Here is a 19,503-nt window from a genome sequence, read left to right as displayed (position 1 = left end):
GAACGTTCCCATTTTCGCCGTCACGTTGAAGGAGTAGGCTTGCGCACAGGTCATAACCCCTATCACCATCTGTCATGAGGTTTCATGATGAGTAAAGTCAAACAAACAGATATCGATCAGCTGATCGTCCTGGTCGGCGGACGCGATAACATCGCCACCGTCAGCCATTGCATTACCCGCCTGCGCTTCGTGCTGAACGATCCGGCCAAAGCCAACCCGAAGGCCATTGAAGAGCTTTCCATGGTTAAAGGCTGCTTCACCAACGCCGGGCAGTTCCAGGTGGTGATTGGTACCGAAGTGGGCGATTACTATCAGGCTCTGCTGGCGACTACCGGGCACTCTTCCGCCGATAAAGAGCAGGCGAAGAAGGCCGCGCGCCAGAATATGAAATGGCATGAGCAGCTGATTTCCCATTTTGCGGAGATCTTCTTCCCGCTGCTGCCAGCGCTGATCAGCGGGGGCTTAATTCTGGGCTTCCGTAACGTCATCGGCGATGTGCCAATGAGCGACGGCAAAACCCTGGCGCAGATGTACCCGGCGCTGCAAAGCATCTATGACTTCCTGTGGCTGATTGGCGAAGCGATCTTCTTCTATCTGCCGGTCGGGATCTGCTGGTCCGCGGTGCGCAAGATGGGCGGAACGCCAATTCTCGGTATCGTGCTCGGCGTGACGCTGGTCTCTCCGCAGTTAATGAACGCTTACTTACTTGGTCAGCAAACGCCAGAGGTGTGGAACTTTGGCCTGTTTACCATCGCCAAAGTGGGCTATCAGGCGCAGGTGATCCCGGCATTGCTGGCGGGTCTGGCGCTGGGCTTTATTGAGACGCGCCTGAAGCGCATCGTGCCGGATTACCTCTATCTGGTGGTGGTCCCGGTCTGCTCGCTGATCCTGGCAGTGTTCCTGGCGCATGCCTTTATCGGTCCGTTTGGCCGCATGATTGGCGACGGCGTGGCCTTCGCGGTCCGTCATCTGATGACCGGCAGCTTCGCGCCAATCGGTGCCGCTCTGTTTGGCTTCCTCTACGCTCCGCTGGTGATCACCGGCGTGCATCAGACCACGCTGGCGATTGATATGCAGATGATCCAGAGCCTCGGCGGTACGCCTGTCTGGCCGATCATCGCCCTGTCTAACATTGCGCAGGCCTCGGCGGTAACCGGCATCATCATCGTCAGCCGTAAGCACAACGAGCGAGAGATCTCCGTTCCGGCTGCCATCTCCGCTTACCTCGGCGTCACTGAACCGGCGATGTACGGTATCAACCTGAAATATCGCTTCCCGATGCTCTGCGCGATGATCGGCTCCGGTCTGGCGGGCTTGCTGTGCGGTCTGAACGGCGTGATGGCGAACGGGATTGGCGTCGGCGGCCTGCCGGGTATCCTCTCCATTCAGCCCGCTTTCTGGCAGGTATTTGCGCTGGCGATGGCGGTGGCGATTATCATCCCAATGGCGCTGACTACCGTGGTTTACCAGCGTAAGTTCCGTCAGGGCACGTTGCAGATTGTTTAATTCTCTCTTTCGGGGCGCAGTTGCGCCCCTTCGCATTTGCAGGAACGCACTATGAATACCCTTCCTCACTGGTGGCAGAACGGCGTCATCTATCAGATTTACCCAAAGAGTTTCCAGGACACCACCGGCAGCGGCACGGGCGATCTGCGCGGCGTGACGCAGCGCCTGGACTACCTGAAAACCCTCGGCATTGACGCCATCTGGCTGACGCCGTTTTATATCTCCCCGCAGGTGGATAACGGTTACGACGTGGCGAACTACACTGCCATCGACCCGACCTACGGCACGCTGGACGACTTTGACGAACTGGTTGCCCTGGCGCATGAACACGGCATCCGCATCGTGCTGGATATGGTCTTTAACCACACGTCCACGCAGCACGCCTGGTTCCGTGAGTCGCTGGATAAAGCGAGTCCGTACCGCCAGTTCTATATCTGGCGCGACGGTACGCCGGATACGCTTCCCAACAACTGGCGCTCCAAATTTGGCGGCAACGCCTGGCGCTGGCACGCCGAAAGCGAGCAGTATTATCTGCACCTGTTCGCGCCGGAGCAGGCGGATCTCAACTGGGAAAACCCGGCGGTGCGCGCCGAGCTGAAAAAAGTGTGCGAGTTCTGGGCCGATCGCGGCGTGGACGGCTTGCGTCTCGACGTCATCAACCTGATTTCAAAAGATCAGGATTTCCCGGACGATACCCTCGGCGACGGTCGCCGCTTCTACACTGACGGGCCGCGCATCCACGAATATCTTCAGGAGATGAGCCGGGACGTCTTTACGCCGCGTAACCTGATGACGGTGGGCGAGATGTCCTCCACCTCGCTGGAGAACTGCCAGCAGTACGCATCTCTTGACGGCCGCGAGCTGTCGATGACCTTTAACTTCCACCACCTCAAGGTGGACTACCCCGGCGGCGAAAAATGGACGAAGGCGAAGCCGGACTTCGTGGCGCTAAAAACCCTTTTCCGCCACTGGCAGCAGGGGATGCACAATAAAGCCTGGAACGCGCTGTTCTGGTGTAACCATGACCAGCCGCGCATCGTGTCGCGCTTTGGTGACGAAGGGGAACACCGCGTGGCGGCGGCGAAAATGCTCGGCATGGTACTGCACGGGATGCAGGGCACGCCGTATATCTACCAGGGTGAAGAGCTGGGTATGACCAACCCGCATTTCAGCCGTATCACCGACTACCGCGACGTGGAAAGTCTGAACATGTTCGCCGAACAGCGGGCTAACGGTCGCGATACGGATGAACTTCTGGCGATTCTGGCGAGTAAGTCACGTGATAATGGCCGCACGCCGATGCAGTGGGACGCCTCGCATAATGCGGGCTTTACCGAGGCCGAGCCGTGGATTGGCGTCTGCGACAACTACGAAACCGTGAACGTCCGCGCGGCGCTGGATGACCCCGATTCGGTGTTCTACACCTATCAGTCGCTGATTCGCCTGCGCAAAACCCTGCCGGTACTGACGTGGGGGGATTATGAGGATCTCCTGCCTGACCACCCTTCCCTGTGGTGCTACCGCCGCCAGTGGCAGGGACAAACGCTGATGGTGGTGGCGAACCTGAGCCACGCGCGCCAGCAGTGGCAGCCCGCCCCCGTAGAGGGAGCATGGCGGGTGGCACTCAGTAACTATGACGAGGTTCCCTCCCGACCGGATACGTTGCTATTGCGCCCGTTTGAAGCTATCTGGTGGGTGCAGGAATAAACCTCAGGAGATACAGCATGCTGTATCTCTTTTTTTATGTTTAGCGATACGCTAAATGTACGACGATAACTTTTACAATATGGCGCACACAAAATAAAAATAGCCTGCCAATTAAATAAGCTCGGCAGGATATTATGAAAAAGAAAATTATTAAAGCAACGTGTATTAGTGCATTATTATTGAGCACGCAGGGATGGTGCGGAAATACGTCCGTCGATCTTCGCTTTGGTCATAATACACGCTCAGACGTAAATGATTCACGCATTAAGGTCATGCATCAGGCGAATAACGGTTTTTACTTCTCCGTTGAAGCCGCTCAAAACCATAACGATACGTTTTTTGGTGATACCGACAGATATAACCCTGACGACAAAGGGTTAACGGAAGCGGCACAGGAAATCGAAACGCGCTGGCGTTTTGATCTGGGAAATGGTTTCGCCGTTGCGCCTGGCATGGTGACGGTTTTCACCGCCAGCAATACGCATTACCGCCCCTTCATTCAGGGCTGGAAAGCCTTCGATAACGGTCTGAATCTCTCCGCCCGTTACCGCTATAACACCGTCAATGACGCGCACAGCGACAAAGAACTCGACGGCAGCGGTTATACCCGCCGCCAGTCACACCAGTTCGACATTTGGTTCGCGTATAACATCGGCAAATTCGGTATGTCCTATAACCCGCGCTTCCGCTGGCAGGATAACGTCGATCAGGGAACCGGGGATGACACCTACTGGGAGCACACCGTTGCATTCAACTACAAGCTTGACGACGGCTGGACGCCTTACGTCGAACTGGTTTCACTGGATAAAACGTACATCAATGATGACGGCAACCATGAAAATGATTACGCCGTACGTCTGGGGATAGTGAAGCAGCTCTGACGGCCTGACTACACCGTATCGTGCTGTAGCAGCCTACAGCCGATACGGTCCACGGCGCTTAACAGTTCAAGCTGCCCTTCCCGCTGATACAGCGAAACCGCGTTAATGTCGATTGGTAACGGCCAGCATAGCGTTGAGATCGACGCCAGTGTCGACCCCTGACGGGTAATCGCAATAATCTTCAACCCTTTGCGCAGCGCGTTACGCGCCATTTCAATCAGCGACTGCGTCTCCCCGGATTTACTGATCAACACCAGCGTCCCCTTCGATACCCGTGTCAGCTGGTGCATGTCATTCAAAATAAGGTGCGGCAGGCTCGCCAGCGACAAAAAGCGCGACAGGTAGTTGAGGCTGGTGAGCGAGGCTCCCCGTGCGTAAAGATAGATATGGCTGGAATGCGTAAGCAACCTGGACACGTCTGTCACAATATCATCCGGCTGCGGCCCCACGTCGGGTGTAGCAGGTGCAGGTGTAAAATGGTCGCGTAAAAAACGGTACCGAAGCTCGGTATAGCTTTTATAGCCCATTTTTTTACATACACGATTAACGGATGTTGTCGTGGTAAAGGTATCACGGGCAATCTCTTTTGCCGATATATTAGAAATATTACACGCATGATGCTGAATGTATTCAAATATCAAACGTTCACTTCCCTGGAATGAATTCATCTATTACGCCCCGTTTAATCCCGAGATGATATTAACACAACAGAGAAATAGTCTCTGGAAGGCGCTTCACACATTGCATTTACGCGTATCACGATACGTAATTAGTATTAGCAAACATTAAAAACTGTTTTAGGTTCTCTTTATACTTCCCCTGTTTTCACATCCAGGGAATTATGACAATGACGAAACAAAAAGTTGTCGCGGTAACGGCCTGCCCGACAGGTATCGCACACACCTTTATGGCGGCGAATAAAATTATTGCATGGGCTAACGAGCACAATATCGAAGTAAAGGTCGAAACGCAGGGCAGCGACGGCGTTAAAAACCGCTTAACAAAACAGGATATCGCCTCCGCTACGGCCATTATTCTGGCAACCGACGTTCCCATTCAGGATGCCGAGCGTTTTGAAAACATTCCTCACCTTCAAACCCGCACACAAGAGCTGATCAAACATACCGATCGCTATCTGCGTCAGGCGCTGGCAAAGGAAAAAAACGTCACCACTGTCGCACAAGAAGACGATCTTCAGCGTTCAGCTTACCAGATTTTTATTGGCCATATTATGGCGGCCATCAGCTATATGCTGCCGGTGGTCGTGATGGGCGGGCTGATGATGGCGACGGCCAAAATAACCGGGCAGTTTATTAACATCGAACATTCGCCGTTCAGCGTGCTGGATAAAGTGGGCTTTATGACCATTAAGTTCATGTATCCCGTTTTTGCGATGTATCTGGCGTTTTCCATTGCCGGTAAACCGGCGCTCATCCCCGGTCTTATTGGCGGCATCATGTCAGACGAAGTCTATAAGCGCTTCTTTGATATCGAAGGCTTTATGCCATCCGGCTTTTTCGGCGCCATTGGTATCGGCTTTTTTGTGGGCTATCTGGTGCGCTGGCTCAATGATTCGATTCACGTCCGCCAGCAGCTCACCACCATTAAAACCATGCTGCTCGTCCCGCTGATCACCGGCATTACGCTGGTGATGGTCATGGAATATTTGATTAACCCGATTTTTGGCTCGCTTAACCAGCTGATGGTGGTCTTTTTTACCTCGGCAGGTGACACAGGACGCGGGTTCTATTCCGCGATGATTGCCGCGGGCACCGCGTTCGACCTGGGCGGTCCGGTCAACAAGGCGGCAGGCTCGGTCGCGCTCGGCCTGAATGGCATGAGCGAGACGTTTGATTTAACCGCCCGCGAACTCTCCATCGTGATCCCCTCCATTGGCGTCGGCTTTGCTGCGTTCCTCAACGGCCGCTTTGGATTACCGGATGTCTTTAGCCAGGAAGAGAAAACCGTCGGTAGCACCTCGTTGTTGCTGGGCGTGATTGGGATCTCCGAAGGCGCGATCCCGTTCATCCTGAAAAACCCACGTCTGATCCCGGTGTTCATGACCGGTGCCGTCGCCGGCGCGCTGGTCGCCATTACCCTCGGCGTGAAGCAGACGCTGCCTCTGCCAGCCGTCTGGGGCTGGCCGCTGGCAACCAACGTGGCGGGCTACCTGGCGAGCGTCTTTATTGGCGCACTGATTTGCGCCCTGGGCGTGCTCTATGTCAGCCCAAAGAACGCCAGATAAGGGGAACGTTATGAATCAGATCCACGTCATTGCCCATACGCACTGGGATCAGGAGTGGTATTTCACCCGTCAGGACAGCATGGTGCTGGCGTCATATAATTTTGCGGACGTCATCAACACGCTGGAGCAGGACTCCGCTTACACCTGCTATCACCTTGACGGACAGATGGCGGTAGTGAAGGACTTTCTCGCCATCAATCCTGATTATCGCGCCAGGCTGGAAAAGCTGGTCAGAGAAAAAAGGATCTTCGTAGGGCCATGGTATACCCAGACGGACACCTACAACGTGCATGGCGAATCGATTATCCGCAACCTGAAGTACGGCATTTTTGCTGCCCGGGCGCTGGGGCATGCGATGCAGGTCGGGTATCTTCCGGATACCTTCGGCCACAATGCGCAAATGCCCACGATCTTGCAGGGCTGCAATATCGACAATATCGTCTTCTGGCGCGGTATCGATCACGACAGGCACGCCAAAAGCAGCCAGTTCCTCTGGCGCGCACCGTCAGGTGCGACCGTCATCGCCTGTGCGATGGCGCTCGGTTATGGCGCGGCTAAAAACATGCGTTCGGAAGCCTCCCATCTCCGGGGAAAAATCTACCCGATGACCACACTTTTGCGTTCACGGGCCGGTCTAAACGACCTGCTCCTGCCCTGCGGCGGCGATCAGGTCAGCATCGACCCGGCGCTGCCGAAAATCCTGGAGGTCGCCAGCGCACAGTCCCCGGATCAGGACCGTTACTTCATCAGTTCTCTGGAGCGTTATGTAGAAACCCTTCGCGCGCAGCGTGAACAGTTTGAGCTCCTGGAAGGAGAGCTGAAATCGCCGCGCTACACCCGCATCCATAAAACGATCGGCTCTGTGCGCTACGACATCAAAAAGAAAAACGATGAGGTTGAACAGTTCATCCTGCGACAGCTGGAGCCGACAATCGCAATGGCGCGTCACCAGGGGATTCCGGTCAACCTCGCGGTAGTCGACACCCTCTGGAAAAAGTTGTTGCGAAACCATGCCCACGATTCCATTGGCGGCTGCAATAGCGATGCCACCAACCGCGACATTCTGCATCGTCTGGAACAAACCGAACAGCTGTGCCATAGCCTGTGGAATCTGGTAGTGAAAACCCTGGCCGCCGCCTGCGTTCAGGATGGCGACCTGCTGATTTTTAACCCGCTGGCTACCCCAACGCAGCGCGTGGTGATAACCACCCTGTATAACCGGGCGGATAATATCGCCCTGACGTATCAGGGGCAGCCCCTCTCTTTCGACGTCCTGGAAAGAGACATTCTGCCCGGCGGAACGGCGATCTCCCTTACCGCCGAGGGCGAGTGCGAGACGCCCCTTCCTCCTTATTACCGCTGGCACGTTGCGGTAAAGACACCGGTTCTGCCGCCGATTGGCTATCTGACTGTTAACGTTGAAGAAGACCGTGCGCCTTTCCGGGCGCCTGAAAAGATAAAGAGCAGCGAGATTGAGAATGCGCATTATCGACTGTCGCTGGACGCCGGAACGCTTACCCTGGAAGACAAACGCAGCGGCAGACGCATCTCCTCTTTCTTTACCTTTGAAGACTGCGCGGACGCGGGCGACAGCTACGATTTCTCACCGCTTGCGGGCGACGCGCCGACGCGCTGTTCGCATTTTACGCTCGTCGACGGCGTAAAAACGCCGCTTGTCGAAAAGCTGACCGTCGAGGCCACAATGCGTCTTCCGCAGGATCTCGCCAGCCGTCAGGATACGGCCCGAACGCCGTTATCCATTCGTCTGTTCTGCGAATTACGCCACGACGATCCGAATCTGTATGTCGAGGCTTCGCTGGAAAACAGCCACTGCGATCACCGGCTACGTTTACTGATCGGCAGCGATGTTCACACCCGTCACGCTATCGCCTCACAGCCCTTCGCAATCATCCAGCGCGAAACGGGATATGACGGTGAACACTGGCAAGAACGCTATCGCGAGATGCCCGTGGATATCGAAACCAGCGAGGGCATTATCGCTGTCGCGGAACCGGGTAAAGCGCTGGTGGTGACTAGTCGTGGCATGAAAGAATTTCAGATTATCGGCAGCGAACCCGCTGCTATTGCCCTGACGATGTTTAAATCGACGGGCGTGCTCGGACGCAGCGATCTCAAATGGCGACCGGGTCGGGCCTCCGGCATCAATAATACGGTGGTTGAGACTCCTGATGCCCAGTTGCTGAAACCGTTGCGTTTTTCATTCACCGTCGCGCTGGCCGACAACGCCGATCACCTCACGCTGCGCCAGCTGGAAAATCAGGCGGCTGGACAGCCTTTCACCTACCAACGGCAAACGCTACACACGCTCGATCACCGTCTTGAGCGCTTTTCGTTGCGTCTGCCCGAACGCAGGCTTCCGGCACAATTCTCGTTAATGACCCTGCCGGAGCCGCTCATCCTTTCCGCTCTGCCCCATGCGCAGCAGTCGCAAGGTACGGTCGTCCGCGTGTTTAACGCCGGCACGGAGCCCGTTCCCGTCCCGGAAAGCCTGGCGGGGCTTCGTCAGATTAACTATCTGGAAGAGTCCGTGCAGCCGGTAACGGCGATCCTCCCCTCCGCAACCTGTGATTTTTTGATTGAGGTTTAATATGAACTTGCTTGCATTGACGCATCCCGATCTGGTGTTTATCAACCCGCCCCAACGCACGCCGGAAGCAGTGATCCGCTGGCTCAGCGAGCCGCTCGCCAGGCGGAATGTCATCAACGATCGAGAGGCATTTATCGAAAGCGTTTTACAACGCGAAAGTGAAGGCCCTACCGCGCTGGGTGAAGCGCTCGCCGTCCCGCACGGTAAAACCGAGGCGGTGCAACAGGCGGCATTTTGTCTGGCGCTCTTTGACGATCCGATATGCTGGCCGGGGCTGGAGGGTGATGAAGAGGTGAGGATGGTTTTCCTGCTCGCCATTCCGCCAGCGGAAGCAGGCAGTACGCATATGCAACTGCTGACGACGCTGACCAGCAGACTCACGGATGAGCGGGTGCGTGAGCAATTGCTGGCGGCGAGCACCCGGGAAGAGGCGATGTCTGCCCTGAGTGATGAAGGATCTCAAAAACAGGACGAGGCCCCCGAAAGCTCTCTTCTCATCCCGTTGGTACTGGGCAGCGTCATTACCGTAGCCTTTTTGCAGGCAGGGTTGAGCTGGGTCTGCGGGGTGAGTTAATCGGGCAGCGCTCAGCACAGGCTCTGCTGAGCGCTTGTTTTTGTTGAATAATTAATCAGATTTTTCCTTCGCGTCTTTACAATTGCCCCAGCGCCCGCCGTTTGTACTCTCGTCTTTTTACTTTGTCCTGCATCAAAAAAATCGCAAACTTGTTTGATGCAAATCACTATATGTAGCACTTAAAATGCACGCCGACCCAACATCTTGTATTTATCGTCTACTATTCCAACAACAAGACGGCGCTTACGCTGGCCGGAATTGTGGATAACACGGGCTGGGCACGCGGGAAGTCTTTGCCGCGGCGAGGAATACGCCCGGTGAATACTTCTCCACCTCTGTGGATAACCTGTTTTTAAAATGGAGTGATCATGACACCGCATGTGATGAAACGTGATGGCTGTAAAGTGCCGTTTAAATCAGAGCGCATCAAAGAAGCCATTCTGCGTGCAGCTAAAGCAGCGGGAGTCGATGACGCAGATTACTGCGCCACCGTCGCAGAAGTCGTTAGCAGCCAGATGCATGAACGCAGCCAGGTGGATATCAACGAGATCCAGACCGCGGTTGAAAACCAGCTGATGTCTGGTCCGTACAAGCAGCTGGCGCGCGCCTACATTGAGTATCGTCACGACCGTGACGTCCAGCGTGAGAAACGCGGGCGCCTGAACCAGGAGATCCGCGGCCTGGTAGAGCAAACCAACTCGTCGCTGCTCAATGAAAATGCCAACAAAGACAGCAAAGTGATCCCAACCCAGCGCGACCTGCTGGCCGGTATCGTCGCCAAGCACTATGCCCGCCAGCATCTGCTGCCGCGCGATGTGGTATCAGCGCACGAGCGCGGTGAGATCCACTATCACGATCTCGACTACTCGCCGTTCTTCCCGATGTTTAACTGCATGCTGATCGACCTGAAAGGCATGCTGACCCACGGTTTTAAAATGGGTAACGCCGAGATTGAGCCGCCGAAATCCATCTCCACCGCGACGGCGGTCACGGCGCAGATCATCGCCCAGGTGGCGAGCCACATATATGGCGGCACCACCATTAACCGCATCGATGAAGTGCTGGCCCCGTTCGTGACCGAAAGCTTCAACAAACACCGTAAAACGGCGGAAGAGTGGCAGATCCCGGATGCCGACGGTTACGCCCGTTCCCGCACCGAGAAAGAGTGCTACGACGCGTTCCAGTCGCTGGAATATGAGGTAAACACGCTGCACACCGCCAACGGCCAGACGCCGTTTGTGACCTTCGGGTTTGGCCTCGGCACCAGCTGGGAATCACGCCTGATCCAGCAGTCTATTCTGCGCAACCGCATCTCCGGCCTCGGTAAAAACCGTAAAACGGCGGTGTTCCCGAAACTGGTGTTCGCCATTCGCGACGGCCTGAACCACAAGTTTGGCGATCCGAACTATGACATCAAGCAGCTGGCGCTGGAGTGCGCGAGCAAGCGTATGTACCCGGACATCCTCAACTACGACCAGGTGGTGAAAGTCACCGGTTCGTTTAAAACGCCAATGGGCTGCCGCAGCTTCCTCGGCGTGTACGAAGATGAGAACGGCGAGCAGATCCACGACGGGCGCAACAACCTGGGCGTCATCAGCCTGAACCTGCCGCGCATCGCGCTGGAAGCTAAAGGGAATGAAGCGGCCTTCTGGACGCTGCTGGATGAACGTTTACAGCTGGCACGTAAGGCGCTGATGACCCGCATCGCCCGTCTTGAAGGGGTGAAAGCCCGCGTCGCGCCAATTCTCTATATGGAAGGGGCCTGCGGCGTGCGCCTGAAGGCGGACGATGATGTGTCGGAGATCTTCAAAAACGGTCGCGCGTCGATCTCTCTTGGCTATATCGGCATTCACGAAACGATTAACGCACTGTTTGGCGACAAGCACATCTATGACAACGACGCCCTGCGTGAGAAGGGTATCGCGATTGTTCAGCGCCTGCGCGATGCGGTAGACCAGTGGAAAGAGGAAACTGGCTACGGTTTCAGCCTGTACAGCACGCCGAGCGAAAACCTCTGCGATCGCTTCTGCCGTCTGGACACCGCCGAATTCGGCATCGTGGAAGGCGTGACCGACAAAGGTTACTACACCAACAGCTTCCACCTTGACGTTGAGAAGAAGGTGAACCCGTACGACAAGATCGACTTCGAAGCGGCTTATCCGCCCATCGCGAACGGCGGTTTTATCTGCTACGGCGAGTACCCGAACATTCAGCACAACCTGAAGGCACTGGAAGACGTGTGGGATTACAGCTATCAGCACGTGCCGTACTACGGAACCAACACGCCAATCGACGAGTGCTACGAGTGCGGCTTTACCGGTGAGTTCGAGTGCACCAGCAAAGGCTTCACCTGCCCGAAATGCAGTAACCACGATGCGGCCCGCGTGTCCGTGACCCGCCGCGTGTGCGGCTACCTCGGCAGCCCGGACGCCCGTCCGTTTAACGCCGGTAAGCAGGAAGAGGTGAAGCGCAGGGTGAAACATCTGGGGAATGGGCAGATCGGGTAAGTTCTGCGCAGGGTTTCCCCCTCACCCTACCCCTCTCCCTCAAGGGAGAGGGAACTCTTCCCCCTCTCCCTGTGGGAGAGGGCCGGGGTGAGGGCATCAGCGCGCACACATTCTCTGGACATTTTCTATGCGATACCATCAATACTACCCCGTCGACATCGTCAACGGACCCGGCACCCGCTGTACCCTGTTTGTATCAGGCTGCGTTCACGAGTGCCCCGGCTGCTACAACAAAAGCACCTGGCGACTCAATTCCGGCATGCCGTTCACCGCGGAGATGGAAGATAAAATCATCAACGACCTGAACGACACGCGCATCAAACGCCAGGGGATCTCGCTCTCTGGCGGCGACCCGCTCCATCCGCAAAACGTGCCGGCGATCCTGAAGCTGGTAAAACGCATCCGCCGCGAGTGCGCGGGAAAAGACATCTGGGTCTGGACGGGCTATAAGCTGGATGAACTGAATGCGCAGCAGATGGAAGTGGTGGATCTGATTAACGTTCTGGTCGACGGCAAGTTCGTGCAGGATCTAAAAGATCCTATGCTTATCTGGCGTGGCAGCAGCAACCAGGTTGTGCATCATCTGCGTTGAATGCAGGCGGATATCCTCTGTCCGCGTGAACGTCAAAACCGACTCAAACTCTCCATCGCCTCAGCCTTAAACGCCGCAAAATTCTCGCACTGGCACAGACGCGCCATCGCGCGTTCACGCAGGAAGGTGACAAAGATGTCGTAAATCGCCATTGCCTCTTCGTACTCGCTTTTGCTGATGGCGAGCAGGAAGATGACATGGGCGGTTTCATCTCCCCACTGAATGCCCTGCGGCGCCAGCACGGTGTAGACCACCGTTTTTTGCGCCAGCAGGCCGAGGGAGTGCGGCAGCGCGATGCCGTCGCCGAGCATGGTGCTGACGATGGCTTCACGCTCAATAACCGAATCCAGAAACTCCGCGCCAACAAAACCTTCCCTTTCAAGCTGCCCGCACAGTTCGCAGAACAGCGTTTGCTGGTCGACAGGCTTGTCGAGAATGCGGAAATGGGCCGCGTCGAAGTATTTTTCCAGCATCCACGGGCGGGTGCGATCCACCAGCACCAGCTTGCCGATCTGCTCTAACTGATAATCGGTCGGGAACGGGGCGATCATCACCACCGGTTTGGATTTTTCGCTCACGCGGGCGGTGGAGATCACAAAGTCTTCGGCGATGGCATCGGCAAGCTCGTACTCGCGCAGGGTGAGCGTGCGCGTCACCTCAATCTGCGGGTATTTACGCTGAAGCACCGCCTCGATCATGCGTACCATCGCGTTACCGGCGTCGCATACCAGCAGCACCCGCGGCTGGCGCTGGTAGCCGATATTGTAATGGCGCTCCAGCCCAACGCCGATATGCAGCACCAGAAAACCAATTTCGTTTTCGCTGATCACATACGGGGTGTATTTGCCCCAGCTCGACACCGCCGCGAGGGTCATATCCCACGCCATCGGGTAGTGCTGCTTGATGTTATCCAGCAGCGGATTGGGGATCATGATTTGATACCGCACGCGGGTGATCATGGTTTTGATGTGCGTGAGCAGATCTGCATGCAGTTGCTCATCGCTCAGCAGGTTGTAGTTATAGTGGGTGTTGATGTAGCGCAGAATGTAGTTGACCAGGGCTTCGTCGTCGTCGGCGTTAATGGCGCTCGGGGCGATCTCCTGGATCTGCCGCGCCGCAATGTGCACGCACAGCCAGCTCTCTTCTGACGGCGAAAGCGCTTTGCCCGCCAGCTCCTGGATAGCCACCGCGATATCTTTCGCCGCCTCACGCACGTTCTCTTCCACGTCTTCCGCGTGGAATTCCGGCAGCGGATACCCCTCGCTGATGCGCCGCACCGACACCGCGCAGTACAGGCGCAGGAACAGCTCGCCTTCATCGGTCAGGCGAATGTGATGACGCGTCAGCGCATCGTGCAGCACCGGCACCATCTTTTCCGCCACGCCCGCATTCAGCGCCACGTCGGTCACCAGCGGGTTGAGGCTGTCCTGCTGCGCCAGCTCCCACAGGAGGTCGGTCAGGCAGGCGCGGATCGCCATCTCGCTGCCAAACAGCTTCATGCCGTGGCGCGGGCGGGTTTCCAGCGTCAGGTTATAACGGTGAAACCACTCACGCACTTCCACCATGTCGCTCTGCAACGTGGCCCGGCTGACGAACCACTCATCGGCCAGATCCTCCAGCTTGAGGGAAAAGGCAGACGTCAGAAAACGCACCACCAGATAGTGCACGCGCTCCGGTCCGGTTCGCGGAATGCGCAGCGCGCGCGGGTGGGACGCCTGCAATTGCTGATAGCGCGTCACATCATTAATTTTGAGCTGATAGCCGTTGCCCCGGCTCAAAATGAACTGCGCGCCGTGGCTGGCCAGCAGCGCGTTCAGGGCGGTGATATCCGCCCGGACGGTTCGCGTGGAGACCGACAGCCGCTGCGCCAGCTCGTCCTGCGGCAGCGTCTCGTTTTGCAACAGATCGAAAAGTTGCGCTAAACGTTGGTTCGGAAATCGCACGTCGTTGTCCTCTTACTGCTCAGGGTGAAATGACCATCTGGGATGGGCTGCCGACCGGGGTATAGTCTGGCTCGGCGCTCAGCTTGCCGTCCGGCGCCACGCGGAAACGGGTGATGTTGTCGCTGCGCTGGTTCATGACGTACAGCCAGCGACCCTGCTTATCGAGCGTCAGGGTGCGCGGATAGTCGCCGCGCGTCCAGACATCATCCTGATGCGTCAGCGTACCCTCCGCCGTTACGGTAAAGTGCCCGATGCTGTTATGCAAACGGTTAGCGACATACAGCTGCTTCCCGTCGGCGCTTAGCGCCAGCCCGGCAGCAAAACTGGTGCCTTTATAACCGTCCGGCAGGGCTGAAACCGTTTTACCCTCTTTCAGCCTGCCATTACTGTCCAGCGCATAATGGGTGAGCGTAGACGCCTCTTCGTTAATCAGCCACAGGGCATCGCCTTTCGGCGTAAAGACGAAGTGGCGCGGCCCGGCCCCTTTTGAGGAGGCGCTGATAAACGGCGGATCGTTCGGGGTCAGCTTTCCGGTTTGATCGTCAAAACAGTACTGATAGATGCGATCCAGCCCGAGATCGGTGGAAAAAACGTATTTCCCGCTCGGATCGGCGGCGATCATGTGCGCATGCGGGCCGTTATGATCGCTGATGGCAAAACTGCCCTCGACGGCAGCTTCCGGCTTCGCCGCGCCCGGTTCGCCTTTGTCCTGATGGGTGTCCGTAGCATCGCCCAGGCTGCCGTCTGCGTTAACGGGCAGTACCGCAACAGTTCCGCTGACGTAGTTTGCCACCAGCAGATGTTTGCCGTTCGGCGTCAGGGAAAGATACACCGGCCCCGCGCCGCCGGAGGCCACCTGATTCAGCTCGCTCAGCGCGCCGTTATCGCCGATGCGCAACGCCTGCACCACGCCCTGCTCCACTTCGCTTGCCAGATACAGCGTTTTGCCGTCGTGTGAGACGGTTAACTGCGCGGCGTTCGGCAGTTTGCTCACCAGTGTTTTATCGTTCAGCGCACCGGTTTGCGGGTCGACGGTAAAGCGGTACAGCCCTTCGCCGTTGGGGTTGTAGGTGCCCACCCAGGCGTACTGGGTTTGAGCGATAGCAGAGGTAGCAAGTAAAGAGAGTGAAGCGACAAGCAGGGTACGGGTGTGCATGGTGGCTCCTTCGGGTGTGTGCGGTTTGTTTCCCCTCACCCCAGCCCTCTCCCAAAGGGAGAGGGGGTAAAGGTTCCCTCTCCCGGTGGGAGAGGGTTAGGGTGAGGGGCAGGTTCTACTTAACCAGCTTCTTCGTCATCGCCAGCAGCGTACGCACATCTTCCGGACGCGTATCACCGCTGGCTTTATCGATAATCGAGCTGTAGATATGCGGGATGATTTTGCTCACGCCCGCGTCGAGGGCGATCTGCAAGATCGCCTCATAGTTTTCCAGATCGATACCTCCGGTCGGCTCCAGCCAGAAGTCGTGACGGGCGCAGGCTTCCGCCACCGCCTGGTATTCGTCACGGCATTTCAGGCCGCCCATCGGGAAGTACTTGATTGAGCTACCGCCGAAATCTTTCAGCAGGGCGATAGCGGTTTCTACCGGCACAATGCCGTCCGGCGCGTTGCTGCTCAGCGGGCCGGTGGATATTTTAACCATGCCGACGGTACCGGTCGGGGAGACGAGGCCGTTGACCACCGACTCATTCTGCCCCAGCAGCGCGCGGCTGGTGGCCACGCCGGTAAAGACCTGGTTAACGTGCTGCGGCTGCACCTGGCGGGAGATTTCACTCACCATCGCCGACTGGTTCGGGTCGCCCGCACCCAGCCCCACGGAGAGCGCATTATCAATCAGGGCTGCGTATTCGCGCATGTCCGCAACCGCGCTCGCCACGTCCGGGTAATTTTTGGAGAGCACGCCCACCAGCACATGACCTTCCGCCGCCTCGTAAATGGCGCTGGCGTTGGCCTTTGAGCCTGCCAGCACGTTCAGGCAGACGCGGTCACGGTAAAAGTTGGGGGTCAGTTTCATGCGTTTTTCTCCTGTCCTAATACTTCGCTAATGCGGCGGTACACGATGTTCAGCTGGTCAGCATTTACGCTGCGCACGTCCGCTTCGATAATCCCTTCGTTGGCTTTATAGCCACGGAAGTAAATGGCGTATTCGCCCTGCTTCAGCGCGTTCACCAGTTCACCGGTGCCAACGCCGGTGGTGGCTTCGTCGAACTTAATCTCGGTGCGGGCGATGTCGCGTCCGGCGCTGTCCCAGACCACGCGCGCGGTGACGCCGTTCAGGGTGTTCAACGCGTCGATAAACGGCGTCATCTTCGCCACCATCTCGGCCCCGCTCTCTTTGGTGGCCGTCAGGTAGTGTTCGATGGCGCAGGTCAGGCCAAGAATGCCCTCTTTGCCCACCTTCATCGCGCGGCCAATGCCCGCCGTCTGGCGCTTCACCCACTCAACGTACTGGGTTTTGCCGATCACCAGGCCGCTGGTTGGCCCTTCAATCGCCTTCGCGCCGCTGTAGATCACCAGATCGGCGCCGGATCGGTAATAGGTATGCAGATCTTCTTCCGCCGCGGCATCAACGATCAGTGGTAAGTCGTGTTTACGCGCCACAACCGCCGCCTGCTCAACGCTGAGCATGCTTTTCTGCACGCAGTGGTGCGATTTAATGTAGAGGATCGCCGCCGTGCGCGGGGTGATCGCCGCCGCCAGCTGATCGGCAGAGCATTCGTTGGCGTAGCCCGCTTCCACCAGCCTGCCGCCGCCCAGCGCCACCATGGTGCCGACCGGCGCGCCAAAGTTCACGTTGTGGCCTTTCGGCAGGACGATTTCGTTGTTTTCAATCGGTGTGACGTGCAGGTTTTCCAGCAGCCAGTCGCTGTCTTTCACCAGCACCGCCGCCACGGACTGGGCAATGCCCGCCGACGCGCAGGAGACCACCGTCGCCCCTTCCACCTCCAGCAGCTTCGCGATGTATTCCCCGGTTTTATTGACCAGATCCTTCATCTCGAAGTAGTGATTCATGCCGTCCATTGCCGCCTGCACCACTTCCGGGCGCGGCGTGGAGACACCCAGCGCCGTCATGCGGCCAGAGGTGTTGATAACCTGCTTTAAGTTGTACTTCTCATAAATCGAAGGCATGTTCCGTGCTCCCTTGTTCGGTCATGTAGCCCTTGCCCGCGCGGATCGCGGCAAGCGGCACCAGAATGTGTTCAGCCTGTAGGCTGTCGTTTTCGGCATCCGTCAGCACCGTCGGCTGGCGCTTGAGGGTAAACAGCGTCAGATCGGCGTCGAGGCCAGACTGAATGCGGCCTTTGCGCGTCAGGCGCAGGCCGTCGGCGGCGTTGGCGGTGACGCAGTCAATCACCTGCGGCAATGACATGCCGATGGCGAGGAATTTCGACATCACGCTCGCCAGCGAGCGGACCGGGCCGTTGATGCGGTTGCGGCAGTAGATATCCGAGCTGATGGTGTGCGGCAGAATGCCCATCGCGATGGCGCGTTTCGCCACCTCAAAGCTAAAGCTCGCCGTGCCGTGGCCGACGTCCAGACGCACGCCGCGCTTCAGGGCGGAGGTGATGGAGGCGCGCAGCTCGCCGGAAGGCGTCAGAATGCGGTTTGGCTTGCCGTTGTAGCAGTGGGTGATGATGTCGCCGGAGCTCAGCAGCTCGGCAATCTCATCGAGGTTCGGCGGGTTGTTGCCGATGTGGACCATCAGCGGCAGGTCGCCGTTCTCTTTCTGAATCGCTTTCGCGCGCGCCAGCGGGGTGATGCCGTTTTCACCGACCACGCTGCTGCTCATGCGCGCCTTCAGGCCAACGATAAAATCCGGGTGGCGCTTCACCGCCTGCTTCACCGCGTCGGCGTCAATATTCGCCATATTGGCCAGCTCGTTCTGGGCGATCAGCCCCACGCGGGAGATGTTCAGCAGGGCAAACACCTCGGTGGAGGCTTTGCGGGTGATGGCGTAAAAATCGTCCACGTCGTCGGCGCCGGTACTGCCCGCGTCCACCACGGTGGTGACGCCGGTGGCAATGCCCACGCTGTCCGGCTCGTCGTGGTAAATTGGGGAGTTCGGGTAGCAGTGGACGTGGGAGTCAATCCAGCCCGCGCTGACGAACACGTCACCGTTAAGCTCAACCGTTTTGCGGGCTGGAGCGTCAATGTCGCCTGTCGCGGCAATCTTCCCGTCCTGAATGGCGATATCGGTCAGGGTATCGTCGGCGAGGCGCGCACGGCGCAGGAGTAAATCAAACATGAGGATCTCCTGATAAAGCGGGCACCGAAGCGCCCGCGGGTATTAAAGGGCGACCGGGAACAGCCAGCCCAAAATCATTGCGCCGAGGATGGCGCCACCGGTAATCGGCTTCTGCCAGATGTAGAACAGCAGCGCGCCCACCAGCGAACCGACGCCGATTGGAATGGAGGCGGTCATGGCGCTGAGGATAATCAACGGCCCGAGGAAGCGGCCGGAGGCGTTACCCGCGCCCATCATCACGTCTGCACCGTAGGTGGAGTTGCTCTGGTTGATGGTGAACTTGCGCGCCAGGATGATGACGTAGCCAATCGCCAGGCCAATCACCAGGCCGGTAATCAGCGCGGCAATGAAGTTGGTCACCGGGAACATGATCCCCGCGCCCAGCAGCAGCGCCGGTACGCCGAGGCCCACGCCGGTCTGGATCGCCCCGCCGATATCAAGAATACCCACCAGCGACCCTTCGATAATTCGGGCGAACAGGAAGCTCGCGCCAAATGCCGCCACCGCGCCGTAGACGCCGGTATCGATTCCCGCTTTCAGCATCGCCACGAAGGCCACTTCGTTAAACGCGCCGATGCCGTAGAGGTAGTACATGTGCGTCCCGGCGAAGACGCCGGAGGAGAGCAGGCCAACGAAGATCGGGAACGACCAGTCGGCATACCAAAAACCTTTATTCTGTTCCATTTAGAGGCTCCT

At 57.5% G+C, this 19,503-nt stretch carries 15 protein-coding genes; 8 read left to right on the top strand and 7 right to left on the bottom strand.

The annotated features are described in order from the left end of the window. Window positions 1–87 precede the first annotated feature (87 nt). From treB to ACNQ0W_RS13865, 3 genes are all read left to right on the top strand, one after another. Window positions 88–1,506 carry a PTS trehalose transporter subunit IIBC gene (treB, locus tag ACNQ0W_RS13875; RefSeq protein ID WP_003863402.1) on the top strand — a complete coding sequence of 473 codons (1,419 nt, stop codon included), beginning with the start codon at window positions 88–90 and terminating at the stop codon, window positions 1,504–1,506. 51 nt (window positions 1,507–1,557) lie between these two features. Beyond that, window positions 1,558–3,213 carry an alpha,alpha-phosphotrehalase gene (gene treC, locus ACNQ0W_RS13870; protein ID WP_062932450.1) on the top strand — a complete coding sequence of 552 codons (1,656 nt, stop codon included), beginning with the start codon at window positions 1,558–1,560 and terminating at the stop codon, window positions 3,211–3,213. A gap of 134 nt (window positions 3,214–3,347) precedes the next feature. Beyond that, the gene (locus tag ACNQ0W_RS13865; protein ID WP_062932451.1) at window positions 3,348–4,094 is read left to right on the top strand and encodes an oligogalacturonate-specific porin KdgM family protein; all 747 of its coding nucleotides are present in this window, start codon (window positions 3,348–3,350) and stop codon (window positions 4,092–4,094) included. 8 nt (window positions 4,095–4,102) lie between these two features. On the opposite strand, the gene ACNQ0W_RS13860 is transcribed toward ACNQ0W_RS13865, so the two are convergent. Further along, window positions 4,103–4,762 (bottom strand): MurR/RpiR family transcriptional regulator, encoded by a 660-nt coding sequence (locus ACNQ0W_RS13860; RefSeq protein ID WP_015572516.1) that lies wholly within the window; start codon window positions 4,760–4,762, stop codon window positions 4,103–4,105. A 179-nt stretch (window positions 4,763–4,941) separates the two neighbouring features. Here ACNQ0W_RS13860 and ACNQ0W_RS13855 point away from each other — a divergent pair, with 179 nt between their 5' ends. The 5 genes from ACNQ0W_RS13855 (at window position 4,942) to nrdG (ending at window position 12,620) form a co-directional block, all read left to right on the top strand. Then, the gene (locus ACNQ0W_RS13855; protein WP_071842881.1) at window positions 4,942–6,339 is read left to right on the top strand and encodes a PTS fructose transporter subunit IIC; all 1,398 of its coding nucleotides are present in this window, start codon (window positions 4,942–4,944) and stop codon (window positions 6,337–6,339) included. A 10-nt stretch (window positions 6,340–6,349) separates the two neighbouring features. Then, complete coding sequence (locus tag ACNQ0W_RS13850; protein ID WP_062932452.1) at window positions 6,350–8,947, top strand: glycoside hydrolase family 38 C-terminal domain-containing protein; 2,598 nt, start codon at window positions 6,350–6,352, stop codon at window positions 8,945–8,947. A 1-nt stretch (window position 8,948) separates the two neighbouring features. Continuing rightward, entirely contained in the window at window positions 8,949–9,521 is a 573-nt protein-coding gene (locus ACNQ0W_RS13845; RefSeq protein WP_062932453.1) for a fructose PTS transporter subunit IIA, read from the top strand. A gap of 368 nt (window positions 9,522–9,889) precedes the next feature. Then, window positions 9,890–12,028: an anaerobic ribonucleoside-triphosphate reductase gene (nrdD, locus tag ACNQ0W_RS13840; protein WP_062932454.1), complete on the top strand. Its 2,139-nt coding sequence runs from the start codon at window positions 9,890–9,892 to the stop codon at window positions 12,026–12,028. Between the two features lie 127 nt (window positions 12,029–12,155). Continuing rightward, window positions 12,156–12,620 carry an anaerobic ribonucleoside-triphosphate reductase-activating protein gene (nrdG, locus tag ACNQ0W_RS13835; protein ID WP_047637814.1) on the top strand — a complete coding sequence of 155 codons (465 nt, stop codon included), beginning with the start codon at window positions 12,156–12,158 and terminating at the stop codon, window positions 12,618–12,620. Window positions 12,621–12,652: 32 nt separating this feature from the next. Here nrdG and ACNQ0W_RS13830 read toward each other — a convergent pair whose 3' ends face one another. The 6 genes from ACNQ0W_RS13830 to ACNQ0W_RS13805 all read right to left on the bottom strand — a co-directional run bounded on the left by ACNQ0W_RS13830 (window position 12,653) and on the right by ACNQ0W_RS13805 (window position 19,491). Further along, complete coding sequence (locus ACNQ0W_RS13830) at window positions 12,653–14,563, bottom strand: BglG family transcription antiterminator (RefSeq protein WP_116329935.1); 1,911 nt, start codon at window positions 14,561–14,563, stop codon at window positions 12,653–12,655. Window positions 14,564–14,582: 19 nt separating this feature from the next. After that, entirely contained in the window at window positions 14,583–15,719 is a 1,137-nt protein-coding gene (locus ACNQ0W_RS13825; RefSeq protein ID WP_062932456.1) for a lactonase family protein, read from the bottom strand. 115 nt (window positions 15,720–15,834) lie between these two features. Further along, complete coding sequence (dagF, locus tag ACNQ0W_RS13820) at window positions 15,835–16,575, bottom strand: 2-dehydro-3-deoxy-phosphogluconate aldolase (protein ID WP_062932457.1); 741 nt, start codon at window positions 16,573–16,575, stop codon at window positions 15,835–15,837. After that, window positions 16,572–17,690 (bottom strand): DgaE family pyridoxal phosphate-dependent ammonia lyase, encoded by a 1,119-nt coding sequence (locus ACNQ0W_RS13815; RefSeq protein ID WP_047052598.1) that lies wholly within the window; start codon window positions 17,688–17,690, stop codon window positions 16,572–16,574. The genes dagF and ACNQ0W_RS13815 overlap by 4 nt, the downstream gene beginning before the upstream one ends. Further along, window positions 17,674–18,807: an amidohydrolase/deacetylase family metallohydrolase gene (locus ACNQ0W_RS13810; protein WP_062932458.1), complete on the bottom strand. Its 1,134-nt coding sequence runs from the start codon at window positions 18,805–18,807 to the stop codon at window positions 17,674–17,676. The genes ACNQ0W_RS13815 and ACNQ0W_RS13810 overlap by 17 nt, the downstream gene beginning before the upstream one ends. 42 nt (window positions 18,808–18,849) lie before the next feature. Next, window positions 18,850–19,491, bottom strand: coding sequence for a DUF4310 family protein (locus tag ACNQ0W_RS13805; RefSeq protein ID WP_015572508.1), 642 nt, complete (start codon window positions 19,489–19,491; stop codon window positions 18,850–18,852). Window positions 19,492–19,503: the final 12 nt, after the last annotated feature.

This window comes from Enterobacter cloacae complex sp. 6730903 (genome assembly GCF_048283985.1).
In the GTDB taxonomy this organism is placed as follows: Bacteria; Pseudomonadota; Gammaproteobacteria; order Enterobacterales; family Enterobacteriaceae; genus Enterobacter; species Enterobacter hormaechei_C.
This window is presented reverse-complemented; position numbering and strand designations above follow the sequence as displayed.

Bases quoted from the DNA above. Each gene is read 5' to 3' on its own strand.
- treB (WP_003863402.1), top strand. From the start codon at position 88: ATGAGTAAAGTCAAACAAACAGATATCGATCAGCTGATCGTCCTGGTC.
- treC (WP_062932450.1), top strand. From the start codon at position 1,558: ATGAATACCCTTCCTCACTGGTGGCAGAACGGCGTCATCTATCAGATT.
- ACNQ0W_RS13865 (WP_062932451.1), top strand. From the start codon at position 3,348: ATGAAAAAGAAAATTATTAAAGCAACGTGTATTAGTGCATTATTATTG.
- ACNQ0W_RS13860 (WP_015572516.1), bottom strand. From the start codon at position 4,762: ATGAATTCATTCCAGGGAAGTGAACGTTTGATATTTGAATACATTCAG.
- ACNQ0W_RS13855 (WP_071842881.1), top strand. From the start codon at position 4,942: ATGACGAAACAAAAAGTTGTCGCGGTAACGGCCTGCCCGACAGGTATC.
- ACNQ0W_RS13850 (WP_062932452.1), top strand. From the start codon at position 6,350: ATGAATCAGATCCACGTCATTGCCCATACGCACTGGGATCAGGAGTGG.
- ACNQ0W_RS13845 (WP_062932453.1), top strand. From the start codon at position 8,949: ATGAACTTGCTTGCATTGACGCATCCCGATCTGGTGTTTATCAACCCG.
- nrdD (WP_062932454.1), top strand. From the start codon at position 9,890: ATGACACCGCATGTGATGAAACGTGATGGCTGTAAAGTGCCGTTTAAA.
- nrdG (WP_047637814.1), top strand. From the start codon at position 12,156: ATGCGATACCATCAATACTACCCCGTCGACATCGTCAACGGACCCGGC.
- ACNQ0W_RS13825 (WP_062932456.1), bottom strand. From the start codon at position 15,719: ATGCACACCCGTACCCTGCTTGTCGCTTCACTCTCTTTACTTGCTACC.
- dagF (WP_062932457.1), bottom strand. From the start codon at position 16,575: ATGAAACTGACCCCCAACTTTTACCGTGACCGCGTCTGCCTGAACGTG.
- ACNQ0W_RS13815 (WP_047052598.1), bottom strand. From the start codon at position 17,690: ATGCCTTCGATTTATGAGAAGTACAACTTAAAGCAGGTTATCAACACC.
- ACNQ0W_RS13810 (WP_062932458.1), bottom strand. From the start codon at position 18,807: ATGTTTGATTTACTCCTGCGCCGTGCGCGCCTCGCCGACGATACCCTG.
- ACNQ0W_RS13805 (WP_015572508.1), bottom strand. From the start codon at position 19,491: ATGGAACAGAATAAAGGTTTTTGGTATGCCGACTGGTCGTTCCCGATC.